Annotated in this window: 18 protein-coding genes; 4 read left to right on the top strand and 14 right to left on the bottom strand. The window is 71.1% G+C overall.

Features of this window, described 5'->3' with window-relative positions:
• The 9 genes from ACXAHD_RS04345 to ACXAHD_RS04305 all read right to left on the bottom strand — a co-directional run bounded on the left by ACXAHD_RS04345 (window position 1) and on the right by ACXAHD_RS04305 (window position 11,690).
• Window positions 1-1,038 carry a sodium:calcium antiporter gene (locus ACXAHD_RS04345; protein ID WP_475048737.1) on the bottom strand — a complete coding sequence of 346 codons (1,038 nt, stop codon included), beginning with the start codon at window positions 1,036-1,038 and terminating at the stop codon, window positions 1-3.
• 350 nt (window positions 1,039-1,388) lie between these two features.
• Window positions 1,389-2,303, bottom strand: coding sequence for an ABC transporter permease (locus ACXAHD_RS04340; RefSeq protein ID WP_281551099.1), 915 nt, complete (start codon window positions 2,301-2,303; stop codon window positions 1,389-1,391).
• Window positions 2,300-3,628 (bottom strand): ABC transporter permease, encoded by a 1,329-nt coding sequence (locus ACXAHD_RS04335; RefSeq protein ID WP_475048734.1) that lies wholly within the window; start codon window positions 3,626-3,628, stop codon window positions 2,300-2,302. Before ACXAHD_RS04335 ends, ACXAHD_RS04340 begins: the two co-directional genes overlap by 4 nt.
• A complete protein-coding gene (locus tag ACXAHD_RS04330; RefSeq protein ID WP_475048732.1) occupies window positions 3,628-5,223 on the bottom strand; it encodes an ABC transporter ATP-binding protein in 1,596 nt (531 codons plus the stop codon). Before ACXAHD_RS04330 ends, ACXAHD_RS04335 begins: the two co-directional genes overlap by 1 nt.
• Window positions 5,224-5,272: 49 nt before the next feature.
• A complete protein-coding gene (locus ACXAHD_RS04325) occupies window positions 5,273-6,352 on the bottom strand; it encodes a BMP family ABC transporter substrate-binding protein (protein ID WP_233606006.1) in 1,080 nt (359 codons plus the stop codon).
• An 11-nt stretch (window positions 6,353-6,363) separates the two neighbouring features.
• Window positions 6,364-7,833 carry an amidohydrolase family protein gene (locus ACXAHD_RS04320; RefSeq protein ID WP_281551102.1) on the bottom strand — a complete coding sequence of 490 codons (1,470 nt, stop codon included), beginning with the start codon at window positions 7,831-7,833 and terminating at the stop codon, window positions 6,364-6,366.
• Window positions 7,830-8,849 carry a zinc-binding dehydrogenase gene (locus tag ACXAHD_RS04315; RefSeq protein WP_281551103.1) on the bottom strand — a complete coding sequence of 340 codons (1,020 nt, stop codon included), beginning with the start codon at window positions 8,847-8,849 and terminating at the stop codon, window positions 7,830-7,832. The genes ACXAHD_RS04320 and ACXAHD_RS04315 overlap by 4 nt, the downstream gene beginning before the upstream one ends.
• Window positions 8,850-9,039: 190 nt before the next feature.
• Window positions 9,040-10,224: a PucR family transcriptional regulator gene (locus tag ACXAHD_RS04310; RefSeq protein ID WP_281551104.1), complete on the bottom strand. Its 1,185-nt coding sequence runs from the start codon at window positions 10,222-10,224 to the stop codon at window positions 9,040-9,042.
• On the bottom strand, window positions 10,221-11,690 hold the full coding sequence (locus ACXAHD_RS04305; RefSeq protein WP_475048727.1) for an aldehyde dehydrogenase family protein: 1,470 nt from the start codon (window positions 11,688-11,690) through the stop codon (window positions 10,221-10,223). The genes ACXAHD_RS04310 and ACXAHD_RS04305 overlap by 4 nt, the downstream gene beginning before the upstream one ends.
• Before the next feature lie 75 nt (window positions 11,691-11,765).
• Between ACXAHD_RS04305 and ACXAHD_RS04300 the strand changes: the two genes are divergently transcribed.
• The gene (locus tag ACXAHD_RS04300) at window positions 11,766-12,848 is read left to right on the top strand and encodes an NAD(P)-dependent alcohol dehydrogenase (RefSeq protein WP_281551106.1); all 1,083 of its coding nucleotides are present in this window, start codon (window positions 11,766-11,768) and stop codon (window positions 12,846-12,848) included.
• A gap of 125 nt (window positions 12,849-12,973) precedes the next feature.
• Entirely contained in the window at window positions 12,974-15,220 is a 2,247-nt protein-coding gene (locus tag ACXAHD_RS04295; RefSeq protein WP_281551107.1) for a cytochrome P450/oxidoreductase, read from the top strand.
• A 140-nt stretch (window positions 15,221-15,360) separates the two neighbouring features.
• Here ACXAHD_RS04295 and ACXAHD_RS04290 read toward each other — a convergent pair whose 3' ends face one another.
• From ACXAHD_RS04290 to ACXAHD_RS04280, 3 genes are all read right to left on the bottom strand, one after another.
• On the bottom strand, window positions 15,361-16,431 hold the full coding sequence (locus ACXAHD_RS04290; protein ID WP_281551108.1) for a TauD/TfdA family dioxygenase: 1,071 nt from the start codon (window positions 16,429-16,431) through the stop codon (window positions 15,361-15,363).
• A 168-nt stretch (window positions 16,432-16,599) separates the two neighbouring features.
• On the bottom strand, window positions 16,600-16,725 hold the full coding sequence (locus ACXAHD_RS04285) for a hypothetical protein (RefSeq protein ID WP_255500449.1): 126 nt from the start codon (window positions 16,723-16,725) through the stop codon (window positions 16,600-16,602).
• A 118-nt stretch (window positions 16,726-16,843) separates the two neighbouring features.
• A complete protein-coding gene (locus tag ACXAHD_RS04280) occupies window positions 16,844-17,446 on the bottom strand; it encodes a TetR/AcrR family transcriptional regulator (protein ID WP_281551109.1) in 603 nt (200 codons plus the stop codon).
• Between the two features lie 104 nt (window positions 17,447-17,550).
• On the opposite strand from ACXAHD_RS04280, the gene ACXAHD_RS04275 reads away from it, so the two are divergent.
• Together ACXAHD_RS04275 and ACXAHD_RS04270 are read left to right on the top strand one after the other, a co-directional pair.
• Window positions 17,551-18,543, top strand: coding sequence for an alpha/beta fold hydrolase (locus tag ACXAHD_RS04275; RefSeq protein WP_281551110.1), 993 nt, complete (start codon window positions 17,551-17,553; stop codon window positions 18,541-18,543).
• Between the two features lie 335 nt (window positions 18,544-18,878).
• A complete protein-coding gene (locus tag ACXAHD_RS04270; protein ID WP_278170824.1) occupies window positions 18,879-19,070 on the top strand; it encodes a hypothetical protein in 192 nt (63 codons plus the stop codon).
• Between the two features lie 276 nt (window positions 19,071-19,346).
• Here ACXAHD_RS04270 and tnpC read toward each other — a convergent pair whose 3' ends face one another.
• Together tnpC and ACXAHD_RS04260 are read right to left on the bottom strand one after the other, a co-directional pair.
• Complete coding sequence (gene tnpC, locus ACXAHD_RS04265; protein WP_281551111.1) at window positions 19,347-20,834, bottom strand: IS66 family transposase; 1,488 nt, start codon at window positions 20,832-20,834, stop codon at window positions 19,347-19,349.
• A gap of 166 nt (window positions 20,835-21,000) precedes the next feature.
• Entirely contained in the window at window positions 21,001-21,858 is an 858-nt protein-coding gene (locus tag ACXAHD_RS04260; protein WP_281551112.1) for a hypothetical protein, read from the bottom strand.
• Between the last annotated feature and the right edge of the window lie 5 nt (window positions 21,859-21,863).

The following is a 21,863-nucleotide window of genomic DNA, read 5'->3' as shown; positions in this document are numbered from 1 at the left end:
TCAGGCGGCGCGAACCAGCAGCAGCACCACCGTGACCAGGTAGATCACCGGGATGGCGATGCCCTCGAAGCCGACCCCCCGGCGTTGGCGCAGGAGCAGGCCGGCGGCGAGGGTCACGGTGAGCAGCGTGGTCGACCCGGCGAGGAGCAGACCGGCGGAGGCCGCGTCGGCGTATACCGACCCCGGCCGGTACGCCGCGTCGGCGAGGAAGATCATCAGCGAGTCGAACGCGTTGCCGCCGAGGATGTTGCCGATCCCCAGGGTCAACGCCCCGATCCGGACCGCCGCGATCAGGGTGACCAGTTCCGGCAACGACGTGATCGCGGTGGTGACGGTGAACCCGACGAAGCCGCTGGGCAGACCCGTCGCCGCGATCACTCCCAGGCCGCCCTGCCCGATGAGGTAGCCGGTGCCGCCGACGACGGCGGCGAGTGCGGCCAGCCGCCACCACAGCCGGCGGGTGCTGGGCGCACCGTCGGCGTCGCCGTCGACGTCGTCCGGTACGTCCTGCCGGGTGTCCGAGGTCTGCTCCGCCCGCCACATCGGGTTCTGCCGCAGCCGGCGGACCAGGTGCAGTCCGTACAGGTAGAGGACCGGGATCAGCAGGCTCGCCGGATGCACCCAGCCGAGAGTCAGGCCGGGCGTGGCGTAGGCGACGATCGGCAGGCAGAGCAGCGCCACCAGCACCAGCGCCTGCATGATGTTCTCCAGCGAGGCGGCCGCGTGTTCGATGTTCGACCGCCGGTAGAGCAGATCGGCGATGGCCAGCCAGACCGTCTGTACAGCGATGCCGCCAATCGGGTTGGCGATGGCGAACTGCGCGTCGCCCTGCCAGGCGCCGATCGCGGTGGTGGCGATCCCCGGTAGCGAGGTGACCGCGCCGAGCAGCAGCGCTCCGGCGACGGCCTCGCCCATTCCGGTCCGGTCGGCGAGGGTGTCGGCGGTCGCCGCCAGCGACTTGCCGGCGAAGACGATGACGAGCAGGGCGACCGCGAGCGCAGCGATGCTCGGTGCCAGCGGCCAGGTCGACCCGGTCACCGTCGCCCACCGTCGCCTCGTGACGGATGGCCCGTTGACGGTGGGCACAGCCGAGCCGTCTTCGTCCGTTCAGGTCCCATGACCGACCTCGCTACCCGATCACTGTCACGGCGAATCATCCGCCCGTGATCCGGTCGCCGGATAGCCGGGAGCCGTCGCGGGTATTTGAGCAGGATGTTACTCGACAACCCACATCATCTGTGGCGAGTCACCGCTGTCGGTGTCCTGATCTACGTCCTTCTCGTCGGCGTACTCAGGGCGTCCGGCAAACGGACCCTGCGCTGAGCCGGGCGGTGACGCCGAGCCCGGCGGTGACGCTGAGCCGGGCGCGCCGGTAGTCAGGTAGCCGACTAGGTGGTGCCGCGCTGGAACGGTTTGGCCAGCGCTCTCGGTTCTCGGTGCTGGGTGGCGAAGACCAGCATGGCCAGCAGCGCCAACAGGTACGGCGCGGCGATGAGCAGCTGCGAGTTGATGGTCACCCCGAGCGCCGGCAGCGCCAGCCGCATCGCATCGGCGAGACCGAACACCGCACAGCCGACCATGGTCCGACCGAGCCGCCAGGCACCGAAGATCACCGCGGCGATCACCAGGTAGCCACGACCGGCGGTCATGTTCTGGTTGAACGAGCCGACCTCACCCACCGCCAGGTAGGCACCGCCGAGCCCGGCGAGCAGACCACAGAACAGCAGCGCCTGCCGGCGCCGGTGGTTGACCCGGATCCCGCTGACGTCGGCGGCCTGCGGGTTTTCCCCGACCGCCCGCAGCTCCAGGCCCCACCGGCTGCGCTCCACCAGCCACCAGGTGAGCGGTACCGCGATCAGCAGCAGGTACGCCGGCCAACGCTGTACGAACAGCATCGGTCCGATGATCGGGATGTCGCGCAGCACCGGGATGTCCACCCGCCACACCTGGTGCCCGGTGAAGCTGCTGATGGTGATCAGATAACTGGTCAGGCCGAGCACCAGGGCGTTGAGCACCAGACCGACGACGAACGTGTTGATCTGGGCCCGGTGCGACAGGTTGGCGTGCAGCACGGCGACCAGCACGCCGACGAGGGCACCGGCGGCCAGCCCGATGGTGGCGCTGCCGGTGGCGCTGGCCACGGCGATCGAGCCGAACGCCGCGCCGAGCATCATGCCCTCGACCGAGATGTTCAGCGTGCCGGCGCGCTGCGCCACGTACTCGCCGCAGGCGGCGAAGGCCAACGGGATGGTCAGCCGCGCCCCGCTGGACAGAATGGTGGCGATGTTGTCGGCGGCGCTCATGCCGGCCTGCCTTCCATGGTGGTCTTCTCGCTACCAGTCGACCCGCTACCGGTCGACCCGTTACCGGTCGACCCGCTACCGGTCGGCTCGCTACCGGTCGCCTCCGGGACGTCGATCGCCGGCACCTCGGTGCCGGGTGCCGCCGGCTCCCCCGTCGACGGGGTCGGGGTCGGCAGGCCACCGGTCGGCGGCGGAGTGCCCGCCGGTTCACCGCCGGCCCGCCGCCGGCGTAGCAGGGCGATCACCGCAGGCGGCGCCACGAACGCCAGCACCAGCAGCGCCTTGACCACGTCGACCAGGAACGACGGCACCCCGGTGGCGGCCAGAAAGCTGGATCCGGCGCGCAGCACGCCGAACAGCACCGCCACCGGAATGGCCAGCAGCGGATTGTTCCGGCCGACCAGGGCGACCAGCAGGCCGTCCCAGCCGAGGTTCAACGACATTCCCGGCTGCAGCCGGTGGCTGCCGATCGGGCTGGTCAGCAGCAGCGCGCCGGCCAGGCCGGCGAAGGCTCCCGAGATGGCCAGCGCCATCCCACCGAGGGCGCCGACCCGGACCCCGGCGTGCTGGGCGGTGACCGGGTTGAGCCCGAGCATCTTGAGCCGGAACCCCCACCGGGTCCGGGTCATCGCCAGGCTGATCGCCACCGCGATCAGGACGGCCAGGATCAGCCCTCCGTTGACCTGCAGGTTCGGGTACTCACCGAGGGAGGCGAGCCGGGCGTTCTCCGGCAGCGGGTTGGACTGTGGCGAGACCACCCCGGTGCCCAGCCGGGACTCCTGCAGCAGCCACGGGGTGTTGACCGCGAACGCCACCAACTGCTGGGCCAGGAAGGTCATCAGCAGCGTGCTGACCACCACGTTGACCCCTCGGAAGCGGTACATCAGCGCGCTCAGCCCGGCCCAGCCGCCGGCGGCGAGCAGCGCCGCGAGCAGCACGACGACCAGCAGCAACGGCCCGGGCAGGGCGAGTCGCAGGCCGACCCAGGCACCGGCCAGCGCCCCGATCAGCACCTGGCCCTCCTGGCCGATGTTGAAGAAGCCGGACCGGGCGCTGACGCAGGCACCGACCGCGACCAGCAGCAGCGGTGCGACGTAGAGCAGCGAGTTGCTCCAGGCTCGCGGGCTGGCCATGCTGCCCTGGTAGAGCGCCTGCACCGAGGCGCTCGGCGAGCCGCCGGTGACCGCGATCAGCAACGCGGACAGACCGAGGGCGACGGCGACCGTCACCACGGTCGCCGCGGTGACCTGCCGGCCGCCGGGGCCGGGGGTGAGCCGGGCCAGCAGCCGCCGGCCGGCCGGGTCCGCACCGGTCAACGTGGCCATCAGTGGCTCACCCCGCCGACCAGCATGCCGAGGCGTTCCGCGGTGGCCTCGGCGGGATCGAGCACGCCGACGATCCGACCCGAGGAGATCACCGCCACCCGGTCGGACAGGGCCATCACCTCTTCGAGTTCGGTGGAGATCAGCAAAACCGCCACCCCTTCCGCGGCGGCCTGCCGCAGCCGCACGTACATGTCTTCGATCGCGCCGACGTCCAGCCCGTGGGTGGGCTGGGCGGCGATCAGCACCCTCGGTCCGGCGGACAACTCCCGGGCCAGCACCACCCGCTGCTGGTTGCCGCCGGACAGGCTGCGCACCGGGGTGTCCGGGGACGGGGCGATGATGTTGAACTCGGTCATCCGCTGCCGGGCGATCTGCTGGATCCGTCGCCGGCTGAGCACCCCGCCGGCGCCGGAGACCGCGGCCAGCGACTTCATCACCAGGTTCTCGGCGATCGTCATGTCCAGCACCACGCCGGACCGGTGCCGGTCCTCGGGCACGATGCCGAGTCCGGCGGTGTGCAGCGCGCCGGCCCGGTCGAGGTCGACCGGCTCGCCACCGATCTCGACCGTGCCGGAGTCGGGCACCAGCAGCCCGGAAAGCAGATCACCGAGGGTGGCCTGGCCATTGCCTTCGACGCCGTACAGGCCGACGATTTCCCCCGGTGCGACGTCGAGGTTGAGGGCGTCGAGAATCCGCAGCTCACCGAGGAGCACGGTGACGTCGCGCAGCCGCAACGCCGGCGGGGAGCCGGCGGCCGGCTGGCCGCTGGCAGACGGCTGGTCGCCTGCTGGCTGGTCGCCGGAACGATCGACCGGCAGCATGCCCAGCGCGGCGCTCTCCGCCCGCAGCGACACCTCCCGACCGACCATCTGCCGGGCCAGCAGCTGCGGGGTGGTCTGCGCGGTCGGCCCGTGGAAGACCACCGCGCCCCGGCGCAGCACGGTGACCCGGTCGGTGGCCGCGATGATCTCGGCCAGCTTGTGGCTGATCAGGATGACCGCCCGGTTCTCCGCCTGCACCACCCGGCGCAGCACGGTGAACAGTTCGGCCGACTCGGCCTGGGTGAGCACCGACGTCGGTTCATCGAGGATCAGCACCGACGGGTCGCGGCGCAGACACTTGATCAGCTCGACCCGCTGCCGTTCCCCGGCGGAGAGCCGGTCCACCCGGGCCATCGGGTCGATCGGCAGGCCGTACCGCTGGGCGACCTGCTCGACCTGGGCGCAGGCCGCGCCCTTGTCGACCCGGCCGCTGTCGCCCATGATCACGTTTTCCCAGACGGTGAGTGGGTCGATCAGGCTGAAGTGCTGGTGCACCATGCCCAGCCCCAGATCGGCCGCCCGCTGCGGGGTGTCGATCTCGACCGGCTCGCCGTCGCGCAGGATGCTGCCGGCGTCCCGGTGCACCAGCCCGAGCAGGATCTTCATCAGGGTCGACTTGCCGGCCCCGTTCTCGCCGAGGAGGCCGTGGATCTCGCCGGGTCTGACAGCGAGCCCCACGGCGTCGCAGGCGACGACCGGACCGTAGCGCTTGCTCACTCCGCGCAGGGTGAGCGCCGGCGCCGTGTGGCCGTCGGTGTGCACAGTCCGTTCCACCTCGATAGTCGGGTCAGCAAGTGGTTTCCGATGTGCGGTCGGTGGCGGGTCAGCCGCCGAGCCGCTCCACCTCGGCGGCGGTGTCGATGTTGCCCTCGGCCACGTCGGTGACGAAAGCCTCCATCCGCTCGGTCTGCTCCGCCGTCGGGTCGCAGATCTTGATCGCCGGGTACGGGTCGATACCGATCTGCCACACCTTGGTGGTGCCCATCTCCAGCTCGCCCTCGGCGAACAGGGTCAGCGCGGCGGCGAAGTAGGCACCCGGGTCGAAGATGACCGAGATGTCGAACTCCGGCTCGGTCGAGTCGCACCGGTCGGTGCCCGGGGTCAGGGTGATCGCGCCGCCCTCGTTGGCCAGTTCGGTTGCGGCGTCGGTGGCCCCACCGAGGTACGGGTAGACCACACTGACGCCCTGGTCGATCTGCGCCTGCACGGCCTCCCGGGCCTTTGCGGAGTCGTTGAAGTCACCGGTATAGGTGATCACCAGCTCGGCCTCGGGGACCACCATCCGGATCCCGGCCTTGAAAGCCCGGGCGGCGTTGATCGCGAAGTCGACCTCCATGCCGGTGACGAAGCCGGCCTTGGTGTCACCGTTCTCCTCCATCAGCAGACCGGTGGCGTATCCGGCGGCGAGCATGCTCTGGTTCGGGTCGTCGCTGGAAATGACGATCTCCGGGGTCTGCGGGATGTTCTCCGACGACGGCACGTACCAGGCAACGTTCTCGCAGGCCGGCTCCTCGGAGGCGGGGATGGCGTCCTTGAGCTCGGAAGCGCCCAGCGCCACCATGTCGACGCCCTGCTGGCACAGCGCCCGGGCCGAGCTGAGCGCCTCGGTCGGCGGCACCGAACCCCGCTTGATGACCTCCCAGCCCTGCTCGTTGGCGAACCGCTCGGCTTCGGCGACAAAGCTCTCGTAGTAGCCGTTGTCGTTGATGTCACCGGGGCTGAGCACCCCGATCAGCACCTTGCCGTCGCCGTTGACGTCCGGCTGGCCGGCGATGACGGTGCCGCCGCCCTCGGAGCCGGCGGGGTCCGGCGCGGTGGCGTCGTTGTCGGCGCAGCCGACCAGGGCGAGGCTGACGGCGCCGGCGAGCAGCGCCGCCGCACCCTTTCCGATCCTTATTGTCACAGCTGTTCCTTTCACCTTGGGGGCGTCGCGCCGGCCGGTCCGGTCCGGTGCGCGCGGTACTCGGTCGCCGGCACGACAGGCCAGCGATGCGGGATGTCGATGCCGGCCCGGCGGAGCAGGTCCGCGCCGCGCGCCGCGACCTCGGCCCGCAGGGCGTCGACGTCGACGGTGGTGATCCGTCGGTCCCGGACCACCGGCCGGCCGTCGACCAGTACGTCCCGCACGGTGTGGCTGGCCGCGCCCCAGACGAGCTGGGTGGCCAGGTCCCCGCGCGGGGTCCACGCGATGGTGCGGGTGTCCAGTACGACCAGGTCGGCGGCCTTGCCGACCTCGATCGAACCGGTCAGCCGCCCCAGCCCGACGGCGTCGGCGCCGTCGACGGTGGCCAGGGCGAAGATCTCGTCGGCGGGCAGCGGCTCGGCCGCGCCACGGTCGCGGTCCAGCCCGGCGAAGAGCCGGGCCGCCCGCCACACGTCCGGGGTGTCGCCGGCATTGTGCGAGTCGCAGCCCAACGCCAGCCGGCCACCGGCCCGCCGCAGCTCGGTGTGCCGGCCCGCCCGGGTGAAGCCCTGTCCGAGCCGCAGGTAGGCGCCGGGGCAGGAGGCGACAGAGGCACCGCTGCCGGCGAGCGCGTCGAGCTCGTCGTCATCGAGCCAGACGGCGTGCCCGAGCAGCAGGCGGGGGCCGAGCACACCGAGGTCACGCAGGTGCAACACGGGCCGGGGGCGGCCGGCGACGGCGTACCCGGCCGGGTCCTCGGCGCTGGGCGACAGGTGCCAGGTCATCGGCACGTCGAGTCGCTCGGCCAGCTCGGCGGCGCCGGTGAACAGCTCGTCGCTGACCAGATCGTGGCCGACCAGGGTGACCCAGCCGGTGACCAGCCGGTCGCCGGCCAGCGCGGTGACCGTCTCAGCCTGGGCGGCGAGGGTCTCGCCGGCCGGCATCGAGTACGGGGCATCGGCGGTGTCCCAGCCCCAGCGGCCGACCCGGCCCCGGATGCCGGCGGCGCGCAGCCCGGCAGCGACCCGCAGCGGATGCGCCACGGTGCCCGGTTCGAGCAGGGTGGTGACGCCGTAGCTGAGCGCCTCGACGGCGGTGAGGGTGGCCGAAAGTTCGTCGTCGTCGCCGGTGACGGCGGCGTGCAGCGGCACGATCCAGTCGAAGATCGCCTGCTGGGCGGGGACGTCGTCGGGGATGCTGCTGCGGATCAGCGGGTCGGCGGTGGTGTGCTGGTGGGCGTTGACCAGGCCGGGGACGACCAGGCAGCCGGCCGCGTCGAGCTCCGGGGTGTGCGGGTACGCGACCCGCAGCGCACCGGTCGGGCCGATGTCGGCGATCCGGCCGTCGACCACCGCGATCGCACCGCCGGTGACCACCTCCCGGCCGGGGGCCATGGTGACGATGTCGGCGTCGACGACCAGCAGGTCGGCGCGGGCGGTGCCGGGTCCGGAGTCGGCGGTCGGGGCCGCGAGCGTGGTCATGGCCGGATCAGGATCTTGCCGACGAGGTCACCGGACTCCAGCCGGGCGTACGCCGCAGGCAGGTCGGCGAGCGGATATTCGGCTCCTCGGACCGCCCGCAGCCCGCCAGCGAAGTACGCATCGAGCATGGCGGCGAAGTCGGCCGGGGCGTACGCGCCGGCGCCGAGCAGGCGCAGACCCTGGTGGTACACCTGGGCCAGCGACAGACTGACCTGGTCGCCGCTGGTGTTGCCGAGCAGCACCAGCCGGCCGCCGGTGCGCAGGCTGGCCAGGGAGCTGTGCCAGGTGGCCGCACCGACGTGGTCCAGCACCAGGTCGGCGCCGTGCCCGCCGGTGTGCTCCCGGACCCCGGCGGCGGTCCGGTCGTCCAGGTCGAGCGCCACGTCGGCGCCGAGGGAGACGGCTGCGGCCCGTTTGGCTTCGCTGCGGGCCACCGCGATCACCCAGGCGCCGCGGGCGCGGGCGAGCTGGATGGCGGCGATGCTGACCGCGCTGGTGGCTGCCTGGATCACCACGGATTCGCCGGGGTGCAGGGTGCCGACCCGGTGCAGGGCGTGCCAGGCGACGCTCCAGGCGGTGGGCAGTGCGGCGACGTCGGCGAGGTCGACGTGGTCGGGGACCCGGTGGGCCACGGCGGCCGGTACGGCGACGTACTCGGCGAAGCCGCCGGGTCGGTTGCCGCCGACGACGCGCAGCGTTCGGCAGTAGCCGGGGTTGCCGCCGACGCAGGCGGCGCAGTGCCCGCAGCCGATGGTGGGGTCGAGCACGACCCGGTCGCCGGTGCGCAGCGTGCCGACCTCGGCACCGGTGGCGACCACCTGCCCGGCGACGTCCATGCCGGCGACGTGCGGCAGCGTGAAGCCGGGGAGCAGGCCGGGCCCGCGCAGCTGGAGCAGGTCGAGACGGTTCAGCGCGGCGGCGGTGACGCCGACGACGACGTCGGCCGGGCCGGGCTCGGGGTCCGGCAGGGCGCGCGGCCGTACGACTTCGGGGCCACCGAAGTCGGTCTGAACCATCGCCCGCACCCTTACCTCCACCGGTCTACCAAACAATATGCCGTCTTGCATTGTGATCCGTGCTGCTTAGCGACGTACTCTGCCTGCGCTCCGGCAACCTGTCAACGCCTCGACCGAAACTGGCTCAGCTACGTAACGTGCCCGTGATCCAGGCCGGCACAACCGGGCGGAAGTCGCCATCGACCTGCGGTTATCCGCCGTCTGCGACGACGATCAGCAGCTCCCGCGCGACCAGCGCGGTACGCAGCACCGCAGCAGTCGACGGATGCAAAGGATCCACCCCCAGTAGCCGCTTGATCAGACCCACCCGGTAGCCGACGGAGTTACGGTGCAGATGTAGTTGTTCACTCACAGCTTGCCTGCTCCCACCGGTCGCCAGCCAGTGGTCCAGGGTGCGGAGCAGGTCGTCGCGCTGCGCGATCGGCCCCAGGTGCCGGTCCACGTACCAGCGCAGCCGGTCCGGCGGCACGGCCAGCAGCAGCTGCGCCAGACCAGCCCGCTCGAACGGCAGCTCGGCCGGCTCCGCAGCCGCCGGACTGTTGCGCAGCAGCAGCCGCAGCAGCAGCCGGGCGTCCCGGAACGAGTCCGGGGTCGCGGCCGGGCCGGTCACCGACCGGCCGCCGGCCACCCGGACCTGGCCGGCACCGACGATCTGTTCCAACCGGCCGCGCAGCCGGACCACCTCCCGCTCGGCGTCACCCTGCAGCAGGGTCCAGCCCAGCCCTCCGTCGGCCAGCACCGGCCGGTCCAGCCAGGTCAACGCGGACGCCCACCGGCGCCGCTGGGTGCCGGTGTAGCCGAGCGCCACGGCCGCGTGCGGTTGGTCCAGCCGCCACCGGTACGCCGCCGCGGCCCGCACCAGGTCCGCCTGGCCGGCCGGGGACCGGTCACCGGTGCCGTCGCGCAGCGCCCGCAGCAGCCCGTCAGCGCCCACCGGCGGTGGCGGCTGCGGCGGCTCCCGACGTACCGCCTCGATGAGCAGTGCGGTGACCGCGGCCCGGGCGTAGTCGAGCTGGCCGGCCCCGACCGGCTCGGCCAGCAGCAGGGCACCGAGCCGACGGCTGCCGGACCCGACCGGCACCGACCGGCCGAGCCAGCCGTCGACGCAGCGCACCCGGTCGCCGCGTAGCTCGACCGGGTCGGCGACCGCGCTGCCGCTGGTGCTGTCGCTGGTGGCCAGCAGCTCGCCGGTCTCGGCGACCAGCCGGCAGTCCCGGCCGATGGCCTCGGCCAGCCGGGCCAGCAGCACCGGCCAGCCAGCACCGCCGAACGCGAGGTCGGTCAGCCACTGGGCGAACTGGGCCGGCGTCGGTTCGGCAGCCACGGCCAGCCGGGGCCGGACGGCCGGCACCGGACGGTCGGCCGCCCCGGTCACGTCGGCGATCGATCGAGCAGCCGGACCGCGACGGCCTTCTCCTGGGTGTACTCGCGCAGCGCCGCGTACCCGCCGCCCCGGCTGAACCCACTCTCCTTCTGCATGTTGAACGGGAACCCGATCACCCCGGCGTCGTGGAACTGGTTGACCGCCACCTGACCGCTGCGGGCCTGGCCGGCCACCCGCAACGCCCGGGACACGTCGGAGGTCCAGACGCAGATGAGCAGGCCGAAGTCGGTGCCATTCATGATCGACACCGCTTCCTCGGTGGTCCGGAAGCCCTGCACGGCCAGGACCGGGCCGAAAATCTCCTCGCGAGCCAGCCGCATCGTCTCGTCGACGCCGTCGAACACGGTCGGGGCCACGTACCAACCGTCACCGAACGCGGCCGTGGCCGGCTCCCCGCCGGTGACCAGCCGCGCCCCGGAGCCCGGCGCCTCGGCCAGGAACCCCCGGACCCGCTCGTACTGGGCCTGGCTGACCAGTGGGCCCATGTCCAGGTCCTGTTCCCACGACCCGACCCGGACCTCGGCCATCGCGGCGGCCACCCGCTCGACCACCTCCGCCCGGATCGACTCCTCGACCACCAGCCGGGAGCCGGCGTAGCAGTTCTGGCCGGCGTTCTCGGTGATCGAGGCGACGATCGCCGGTACGGCGGTGTCCAGGTCCGCGTCGGCGAAGACCACGTTCGGCGACTTGCCGCCGAGTTCGAGTTTCACCGGGACCAGGTGCTCGGCGGCGGCCCGCATCACCGCCCGGCCGGTGACGGTCGAACCGACGAAACTGATGTGGTCGACGTCCGGATGGCCGGTCAGCGCCACGCCGGCCTCCGGGCCGAGCCCGGTCACCACGTTGAGCACCCCGGGCGGCAGCCCGGCCCGCCGGGCCAGCTCGGCCAGGGCGAACGGGGCGAGCGGGGCGATCTCGGACGGCTTGAGCACCACGGTGTTGCCGGCGGCCAGCGCCGGGGCGACGTTCGCGGCGGTGAGCACGGCCGGCACGTTCCACGGGATCACCACCGCGCAGACGCCGTACGGCTCCGGGCGGGTGTAACCGAAGTAGTCAGGGGTACGGGTGGGCAGGGTGACCCCGGTCAGCTTGTCGGCCGCGCCGGCGAAGTAGTCGACGATGCCCTGCGCGATGTAGATGTTGAGCCGGCCGCCGGAGCGGGGTTTGCCCACGTCACGGGCCTCATAGACGGCAAGTTCCTCGACGTGGGCGGCGATCAGGTCGGCCCACCGGCGCAACGCCGCGCCGCGTTCGCTCGGCGAGGTCGCGGCCCAGCCGGGGGCGGCCCGGCGGGCGGCGGCGACGGCACGGTCCACGTCGACGGCGCGGGCCCGGGCGACCGGCTGGATGCTCTGCCGGGTCGCCGGGTCGAGCACCGGAAGTTCGCCACCGTCGGCGGCTGCCTCCCAGGCACCGTCGATCAGCTGGCGGGCAGCGGGAATGTCCAGGTCAGCCATGGTGGAATCCTTGACCCTCCATGTTCCGCATGTCAAGATGCAGTCTCGCTTTGTGAGTACACCGGGAGGATTTGCGTGCGGGTCACGGCGGCGGTACTGGACAGCGCGGGTGGACCGTTCACCCTGCAGGAGCTCGACCTGGCCGGACCCGGCCCGGACGAGGTGCTGGTACGCGTACACAGCGTCGGTATCTGCGGCACCGACCTGGAGTTCGCCAACTTCTTCCCCACCCCGGCGGTGCTCGGCCACGAGGGTGCCGGCGTGGTCGAGCAGGTCGGCGAGCGGGTCACCGGTGTCTCGGCCGGCGACCACGTGGCGATGAGCTTCACCTCGTGCGGCACCTGCCCGCTCTGTCTGACCGGCAGCCCGGCGTACTGCCGCAGCTTCGACGCGGTCAACTTCGCCGGCCGCCGCCCGGACGGCAGCAGCGCGCTGTCGCGCGACGGCGAACCGGTCAACGGGCACTTTCTCGGCCAGTCGTCGTTCGCCAGCCACGTGGTCGCCCCGGCCCGCGCCGTGGTGCCGATCAGCAAGGAGATCGACCTGCGGCTGGTCGGGCCGTTCGGCTGCGGCTTCGGCACCGGGGCCGGCGCGGTGCTCAAGGTGCTCCGCCCGCCGGTCGGGTCGTCGATCGTCGTCTTCGGTGCCGGCTCGGTCGGCGTGGCGGCGATCCTCGCCGCCCGGATCGCCGGCTGCACCACGATCGCCGCGGTCGACGTCAACGCCGACAAGCTGGACACGGCCCGGCTGCTCGGCGCCACCCACGGCGTCGACTCGCGCACCGGGGACGCGAAGGAGCTGCTCGCCGCGATCGCCCCGCACGGATTCGACTTCGCGATCGACGCCACCGGGCGCGAGGAGGTGCTGCGGACCGCGGTCGAGTCGCTCGGCCCGCTGGGTCGGTGCGGCGTCGTCGGGGTCGGCCCCAGCGAGCGGATGAGCTTCGACTGGCGCAGCATCCTCAACGGGCGCAGCGTCACCGGGATCATCGGCGGCGCCAGCCTGCCCCAGGTGTTCCTGCCGAAGTTGCTGGACCTGCACACCGCCGGCCGCTTCCCGGTGGACCGGCTGCTCAGCTACTACCCGTTCGAGCAGATCAACGAGGCGGTGGCGGCGGTACGCTCCGGCACCGTCGGCAAGGCCGTCCTGACGCTCTGACCCGAGCGTGTCCCATTGCGAAACGTTGTCTCGCCATGTGAGTGGGATTACCCTCGGCTCCAGACACCCAGTGGCGCGGCTGGGAAACACCGCGCGGCAGTCAGCACATGTGGAGCTCGCCCGCCATGACTGAATCTCGTATCGCGGGTCCGTCCGACCCGCATTCCGCGGCACCGTTCGACCACCACTCCGCCGAGTGCAACGCCGACCCGGTCGGCTACTACCGGGCGTACCGCGACAGATGTCCGGTCGGCCGGACCGACGCGCACGGTGGCTTCGTCTACACCACCCGGTACGCCGACGTGGTCCGCGTCGCCCGCGACGACGACACCTTCTCCTCGGCCCGCGCCGCCGCCGGTGGCGACGGCACCGCCATCGTCATCCCCCGCGGGCCGGGTCTGGAGCAGTACCCGATCGAGCTGGACCCGCCGGCCGCCGGCGACTACCGCGACCTGATCAACCCGCTGCTCACCCAGGACGCGGTCGCGAAACTCGCCCCGATGATCGCCCGGCACACCACCCGGATCATCGACGACTTCGTCACCGAAGGCTCGGTCGACTTCGTCCGTGACCTGACCAACCCGCTGCCGGCCGCCGTCACCCTGGACTGGCTCGGCTTTCCCGAAGCGGAATGGCCCAAGCTGGCCAAGCCGATCCACGACATCTTCGCCGCCCTGCCCGGCAGCGAACGCGCCATCCGGGGCGGCCAGGGCCTGGCGTACATGGACGAACGGATCCGGGAACTCATCCACGCCCGGCGCGCCGAACCGGCCGACGACGCGGTCAGCTACCTGGTCGCCCAGCGCCGACCCGACGGCGAACTGTTCGGCGTCGACGAACTGGTCTCCGTCATCGGCCTGCTGATCGCCGGCGGGGTCGACACCACCACCTCGCTGACCGGCTCCACCCTGGTGCACCTGAGTCGCCACCCGGAACAGCGGCAACGGCTGATCGACTCACCCGACCTGCTCGACGGCGCCACCGAGGAGTTCCTGCGGGTCTTCGCGCCGTCCCAGTCGATGGCCCGTACCGCCCGCGCCGACGCCGAGGTCGGCGGCTGCCCGGTCAGCGCCGGCGAACGGATCCTGATCCCCTGGGTCGCCGCCAACCACGACCCGGCGGTCTTCCCCGAGCCGGAGCAGGTCCGGCTGGACCGCGACGCCACCCGGCACCTCAGTTTCGGCATCGGCAGCCACCGGTGCGCCGGCGCCCACCTGGCCCGGCTGATGTTCCGCGAAATGATCACCCAGGTGCTGACCCGGCTGCCGGACTACCGGGTCGTCGAAGACGGCCTCGTCGGCTACCCCACCAAGGGGAACCAGACCGGTTGGGACGCCATCCCGGCCGTGTTCACCTCCGGCCGCCGCGCCGCCGACGCGGCGGCCGGAGGTGCCCCGGCGCTCACCCGCCCCGGCGGCGACCGGGAACTGGTCGTCGGGGCGGTCACCCGGGCCGCCGACGAGGTGCTGGAGGTACGGCTGACCGCCGCCGACGGCGCACCGCTGCCGGCCTGGGCACCCGGCGCCCACCTGGAGGTGCGGCTGCCGTCCGGCCGGGTCCGGCAGTACTCGCTCTGCGGCGATCCCGCCGACACCAGCGGCTACCGGCTCGGCGTGCTGCGGGAGGCCGCCGGGCGCGGCGGCTCTGTCGAGCTGCACACCGTCGCCGCCGCCGGCGCGACCCTGACGGTACGCGGCCCGCGTAACCACTTCCCGCTGGTCGACGCCGACGAGTACCTCTTCCTGGCCGGCGGGATCGGGATCACCCCGATCCTCGCCATGGTCCGCGAAGCCGTCCGGCGCGGTACGCCGTACCGGGTCGTCTACGGCGGCCGCAGCCGGGCCTCGATGGCCTTCGCCGACGAACTGGGCGCCCTCGCCGGCGACCGGGCCGCGCTGCTACCGCAGGACGAGGCCGGGCTGCCCGACCTGGCCGGGCTGATCGGTGGCGTCGGCGACGGCACCGCCGTCTACTGCTGCGGACCCGGCGCGATGATCAACGCGGTGGAGCGGGTGTGTGCCGACGCCGGACGCACCGGGCAGCTGCACGTGGAGCGCTTCGCCGCTGGCGACGACCTGGAGGTGGCGTTCGACCCGGCGGCCAACACCGAGTTCGACGTCCAGTTGGCCCGCACCGGGGTCACCCTGCGGGTGCCGAAGGACAAGCGGATGATCGAGGTGCTGCGCGAGGCCGTACCCGGCCTGACCTACGACTGCGAGAAGGGCTACTGCGGGGCCTGCGAGACCCGGGTGCTGGCCGGCACGCCGGAGCACCGCGACTCGCTGCTCACCGCCGACGAACGGGCCGCCGGGCGCAGCATGATGATCTGCGTCGGCCGGTGCAGCTCCGACCGCCTGGTGCTCGACCTCTGACCGCAGTGGTACGACGAAGGGCGGGAACGGTTGAACGGTCCCGCCCCTCTGCCATTTCACCGGCGCCGGTCAGTGGAATGTGGGCGGCCCGCTGCGCTACGACTTTGGAGCGCGGCGGGCCGTCCACGTACCGGGAGTGGTCAGTTACCCCACTCAATGTTCACCTCGGCCGCCTCGGCGATCTGGAACCGGCCGCCCGGGACCACGTCCGCCGCGCCCCGGTCGCTGACGACGTTCTTGCCGAAGCCGTCCACCAGGGGGCGGCCGACGTCGCGCTTGAGCCACAGCCGCAGCAGGTGACGGCGACGCTCCGGCTCGGGGTAGTCGACGTAGCCGGTCCGCGAGTGCAGGGCGGCGTAGTTCAGCAGCCACTGCACGTCGCCGGGCTGGAAGTTCATGTCCAGCGCCAGGCCCGGCTCCTGGGAGATCTCGTCGTAGAGGTGCAGCAGCTCGATCTGCGCCTCGGTGAGTCGGGGCACCTCGGGGTAGTCCTGCGCCGAGAAGATCATCGAGCTGCCGGCGTAGGTGCTGAAGATGCCGTCGACGTAGCTGCAGATCGGCGACAGGTAGGTCTTCGCCGGGGCGTCGTGGTCCTGCTTGTACCAGTCCCAGTGCCACGGCTCGAACAGCAGCGGCGCCAGGTCCGGCCGGCGGCGCAGGATCTCGTTGTAGATGGTGGTACCGCTGACCAGGCTGCTCGCCCCGCCCTCCTTCGCCGCGCGCAGGCACATCAGCGCGACGACGTCGGAGCTGTCGGAGTGGAACGGCAGCCGGTCACGCACCCGCGACGGCAGCGCCGACGGGTCGTCGAGGGTCTTGTTGGAGGTGGCGATGACGTGGTCGAGCACGTCACCCATCTGGTTCTGCCCCATCGGTACGCCGAGGTGCAGCCCCATCAGGAAGAAGATCGCTCCGGCGAGGGTGTCGCCGTACTCCTCGGTGCGCAGCCCGCGGACCAAGATGAAGCCGCGGCCGGAGTCCATCTGCTGGGCACATTCGGCGTTGAGGCCGGCGCAGACCGGCAGCGGGTAGTCGGCAGCGGTGACCGTACGCAGGTCGGGGTCGTCGGCGACGAACTTGCGCCCGACGGTCTCCAACTCGGTCCGCTCGGCGTCGCTGAGGTGGTAGATCCATTCGGTGGACTTGCTCAGCTCGTCGCCGCGCCAGGCGGACGGGCCGGAGATCGGGGCCAGGTCGATTGCGGTCGTCATGATGATGCGCTCCGAGGGTCGTCGGTTCTGATGGATGAGTCGGCCGGTGTCCCGGATGCGACGCGCGGTGGCGTGCGCGGACCGGTTCGGTCAGGACAGGTGTGGCGAGCCCGCCGTGTCGCCCGGCGTGTCAGGTGCCGGGGTGCGACAGACGGGCGTACTCGACAATCAGAACGGGGTCTGCGGATCCCCGGCGGCGGTCCCGGGGCGCATGCCCTCACGCGGCGGGTGGACCCGCAGCGGCTCCTCGTAACCGCGCACCAGCAATCCAGCACCTTGCGGAACTCGGATCATGGCGTTCTCCTGCGGCTGGGTGGTCGTGTCCGCCAGCCTAGGCCAGCACAAGTCGACCGTCAACAGAGACGCCGTCTCGCAATACGATCATTCCCGGGGCTCTCGGTAGGGGTACCGACTAACGGAGCGCTCGGTCGAGCAGGTTGGCAAGCGTGTCGGCGGCCCCGGCCGCGTCGAAGCCGGGGTCGGCGAGGCGCTGCGCCACGATCGCGTCGATCGCCCCGTTGACGATGACGGCCGTACCACGGGAATCGACGTCGGCGCGGTAGTCGCCGGCCGCCGTCGCCGCGTCGATCAACCCCGCGACCGCCGCCCGGCGACCCTCGTCGTCCGGGCTGTCGGTGATCCCGGCGTCGGCGGTGATCGCCTCGATGATCATGCGAGCGTGATCGGGACGGGCGTCGAGGTGGCCGACCAGCGCCCGGATGTACGCGTACAGCGCGGCGGCACCCGACTGGTCGGCGACGGCCGCGCCGACCGCAGTGGTGAGCGCGTCGATCACCGTCTGGTAGGCGGCCCGGAGCACGGCGTCCTTGGTCGGGAAGTGGTAGAGCACGGCCGCCTTGGAGACCTCGGCGGCCTCGGCGATCCGGGCCAGCGAGGCCCCTCGGTACCCGTGCTCGGCAACGAGGTCGATGGTCACCTGGACGAACTGCGCCCGCCGCGCCCGCTCGGTGATCGTCAGCGGCTTGCCTGCCAGGTCCGGGCCGGTCGATGACATGAGTCCGAGCCTACCTGTCGGGCAGAAATTCCACCGCGTGGTTAGACTTCTGACCGTACGGTAGATCGACGACAGCCGGAGCGCACGCCCGCAGAGGAGCCCAGATGCGCCGCCTACTCCCCCGCCTGCGCCGCCGACGCTGGCTTGTCGTCGGCATCGCCGCCCTGATCGCCACCATCGCGCTACTGACCGGCTGCCTCGCTGTCCGCACCCCCACGCCGGTCGGCCACTTCACCTCGGCCGCCGCCGCAGACCGCTTTCTCGCCGCGTACGACCGGGCCATGGCGGACCTGCCGAGCGCCGACCGGACCTTGGACGTACGGACCAGCTACGGCGTGGTACGGCTCTACCACTTCGCCGGCGCCGAGCCGGACGCCGATCCGCTGCTGCTGTTGCCGGGTCGAGCCGCGGCCTCGCCGGTCTGGGCCGACAACCTGCCCGCACTGCTGCGACTGCGCAGCGTCTACACCATCGACCTGCTCGGCGAGCCGGGGATGAGCATCCAGCAGCGGCCGATCGAGACCCCCACCGACCACGCCCAGTGGCTGCACGAGGTGCTGATCGAGTTGCCGGAGCCGGCCATCCACCTGGTCGGGCTCTCGATCGGCGGTTGGACCGCGATGAACCTGGCGGTGCACCGACCGGAGAAGGTCGCCAGTGTCACCCTGCTCGACCCGGTCCTGGTCTTCGCCGACCTGTCCTGGCAGGCGATCCTCCGGTCGATCCCGGCCAGTGTCCGCTGGTTTCCCAGGTCCTGGCGGGACGACTTCGCCAGCTGGACCGCCAACGGCGCCCCGGTCGAGGACGTACCGGTGGCCCGGATGATCGAGGCCGGCATGCAGACGTACGCACTGAAGCTCTCCGCACCGCACCGGGTCACGCCTGAGGATCTGTCCGGGGTAGGGACACCGACGCTGGCGCTGCTCGCCGGCGAGTCCCGGATGCACGACACGGCCGAAGCGGCCGAGGTCGCCGAGCGGGCAGTACCCGAGGCGACGGTGATCGTCTACCCGGACGCCTCGCACGCAATCAACGGCGAGTACCCGGACCGGATCGCCGCCGACATTGCAACCTTCCTCGCAGCGTCCGGCCCTTAGCCGCCCAGGCTCGGCCCTGGAGCCACCCGCACGAAGGATTCGCGCTCACCACCAGCAAAAACGTTGATCAGATAAGTAGTGAATTCGGAAGCATTCTCACGATAGCCGCCAAGCAGCGGACGACTCTGGAAAGACACCGAAACGACCGGCTTGGATAGCCCAGTCGGAGGAGTCAGCGCTGGTCACGACATGATCATTTCTGCTGCCGTACCGCACATCAACTCAGATCGTTTCATCTGGCGTGTCAGGTAGGTTACGACGGGTAGCGCAGATGGGTGGATGCATCTAAGATGAGCCATGCCCAACCAGACGATGATCAACTCTGGGAGGTCACAATGACTGCCGCCAACCTTCCCGGGCCAACTGTCACCGAACTCAATGCCTCCGAGTGGAAGCAAGCAGTCCAGGAGGCATTGGATAAACTGCATATCACATACCAGCAACTCGCCGAGATGGCGAGGGCACGGCAGTTCGATTCACTGGAAGCACAAAAGCTGTGGATCTCCATTGGCGAATTCGACAAATAAGGCGCTCATCGAGCAGTCCCGACAGTTTGCCGAGAACCTGCGGATACTTCTCAACAACACAGTCTGCGACTCAGCGACGATCGCAGCCAGGATCGCACCCGATCAACACCATGCGATCGTCGGCACCCAACTAACCGGCATCACCGCCCAACCGGTCAGGATGAGGTCGGCCGCAGCGTCCCCCATCTGGCTCGACGTTATGTGCCGACTCAATCTCGACGAGGACGAGGGCACGTTTCTGACCGGTAAACATTCACCTCTTGTGAGGGCGCGGGGTCAGCCCTGGAGGATGTGGGCGGTCTGCGGCATCCAGGGGTTCCCTGTGACGGCGTCGCGGAGTGCGGTCATGGCGTTGACGCCGTGTTTGACCGCAGTGGATAGGTAGCTGCGGATGGTCAGCCGGTCGCGGGTGGCTTTCTCGCTGGTGAGCCGGCCGGAGATCTTCTGCTGGGTCTTGTTCGGCCGTAGGTCACGCTCGGCGAGGTTGTTCGTCGGCGGAATGGTGGTGTCGTAGCAGAACCGCAGGACGTCGTCGTGGCGGTGGTGGAGATCCTCGAGTAGGTTGCGGCCGGGCGGCTGCCTGTCGCGGGGGCCGCCGACGCGGGGGACGTCCTTACGGCCGACGATCACGCCGTCGCGGAACTCGCGGACCAGCGGGTCACGCACGGCGGGGTCGATCTCGGCCTGTCCGGCGGCGCGGGCGAGGTTCGCGGCGTGGATCAGGCCGCGTAGCGCCCGCTGGCACTGGACCGGCCAGACGTGGTCGGGGTAGGTCTCGGCCGCGTCTTCGAGATCGCGGAGCAGATGTGCGCGGCACAGTTGGTGCCGCACCCCGTCGGCGAAGTTGCCGGCCTGGTCGTAGACGGTGTACCGGTCGTGCACGGCGACCCCGGTGAACGCCGGCCCGATCCCGATGGTGCGGAACTGTTCGCCGCTGCGACGCTCAGCCAGCGCGTACAGGGTGTACCGGCCGGTCGACGCGGACCATACGTACCCGTTGCGGCCCGCGGCACCCGCCCGGATCGTGGTCTCGTCGAAATGGACCACCTCGGCCAGGGTGATCAACGCCTTGATCATCGTGACGATGTCGGTCACCGCCGCCGCGACGGCGGCGAGGACCTTGTGGACGAACCCGGCCGACACGCGGGTGCCGGCCAGATCGGCGATCAGCCGCACGCACCGCTCGACCGGCACGTGCTGCACGATCAGCAGGTACACGGCGAGAGCGCGCAGGTTCGCCCCGTACACCCGGGTGTTACCCACCCCCGCCTGCTTCGGCGGGGCGGCGACGTGCTTCCGGCCGCAGCCGCACCGGACCCGGTACTGCCGGTACTCCACCGTCGACGCGGTGACCAGCGGCACGTCGGTGACCTGACTGGCCGACACCACCCCCTCGTCGACAGCCCCCGCCAGGTCCGTCCCGCACTCGCACGGCCCGCACGGACGCTGGTCAACCACCCGGACGTCGGCCTCGTCCAACCAGGGCAGATACGATCCCGGCGCACCGGGCTGTTTACCTCGCCCCGGCTTCTTCCCGCCCGAGCGCCCACCGCCGGCGGGCTTGCTCCTACCCGACCGGCCAGGCAGATCATCGGTCGAGGGCGGCATCGAGGAGTTTCGGCTGTTCCGCGAGATCAACCGCTTGATCTGCTCCAACTCCGCACGTAGCCGTTCCACCTCGGCCGTCTGATCCGCCAACTGAGCGGCCTGATCACGGACCACCGCGATCAGCTCGTCCCGCGACAGCGCCTCCGGATCAACCACCCGGGCACAAGATCACGATCGGTCCGAGACGGCAACCACCCCCAGCTCGGCCCGGCGAGTCACGCTACCCAACAGCAAACCCGCCAGCAAGACGTGAATGTTTACGTTTCTGACCGTCCAGGCCTCGGTATGCAGCCTGCTGGTAGGCGACGAGAAAATCGAGTTGTTACACTACGACTACGAACGAAACAAGGCCCGTTACACGGAAGCACATATCCAGGTCAACGCACGCCACGAGGCATTCGAACGCCACCTTGCCGAGACCCGAAAAAAGGGGATAAACGGGCTGAACAAAATCCACCTCCCAGTTGGTGGACGCCGATTCCGCCCCGCCCTGGAAGACCTTCTTGAGTGTCTTATCGTCGAAGATCTCGTGGCACCGAAGAATGACTGGGAGACTACCCTCAACCAGAGCCGGGACCGGTACCGTCGCAAACAAGCAGCCGCCGTGGTCCGGCGCGATCCCACATGCGCTGTTGAGGAACTCGAACGACTTGGCTACCAGGTCAGCCCACCGGGCGACGCCAACCGTCGGACGCTGCTGGACCGGCTGGTGCGGCCACGACAGCGCGGCGATGTTCCCGATGGAGAGCGTCAGAAGCCCCGAAATTCCCGCCGCAGACGCTGAATGCGTTCCGGTAGCGTCCAGGAAGGTACGCCACACAATCGCCAGGGCGATGCCGTCTGCTACGAGATCGCGGTCGGCGTCGCGGCGGTGGTCGACATGGCCGTCGCCGCCGCCAGCACCACGGCGGCGTGACAGCCGCCGGGACATGGTCAGCGGCGGTCGAGGTCGGCGCGGGTCAGCAGCGACTGCAGCCGGATGCCCTCGGCCGGCGACCGCCGCGCCTTCGGCCAGCCAAGCGGCGCCGTACTCCTTCGCCGTCTTACGCACGATGGCACCTGGCAGTCCGATGTGGCGACCCACCGCGATGCCACCCATCTCCGGGCCGGCGAGTTCCTCGATCTCCGGCGGCACCAGCGCGGCCTTACCGACGGTAAGTGTGTAGACAATCGGGCACACTCGGG

This window comes from Micromonospora sp. ABR4_055, from assembly GCF_056160425.1.
This window is presented reverse-complemented; position numbering and strand designations above follow the sequence as displayed.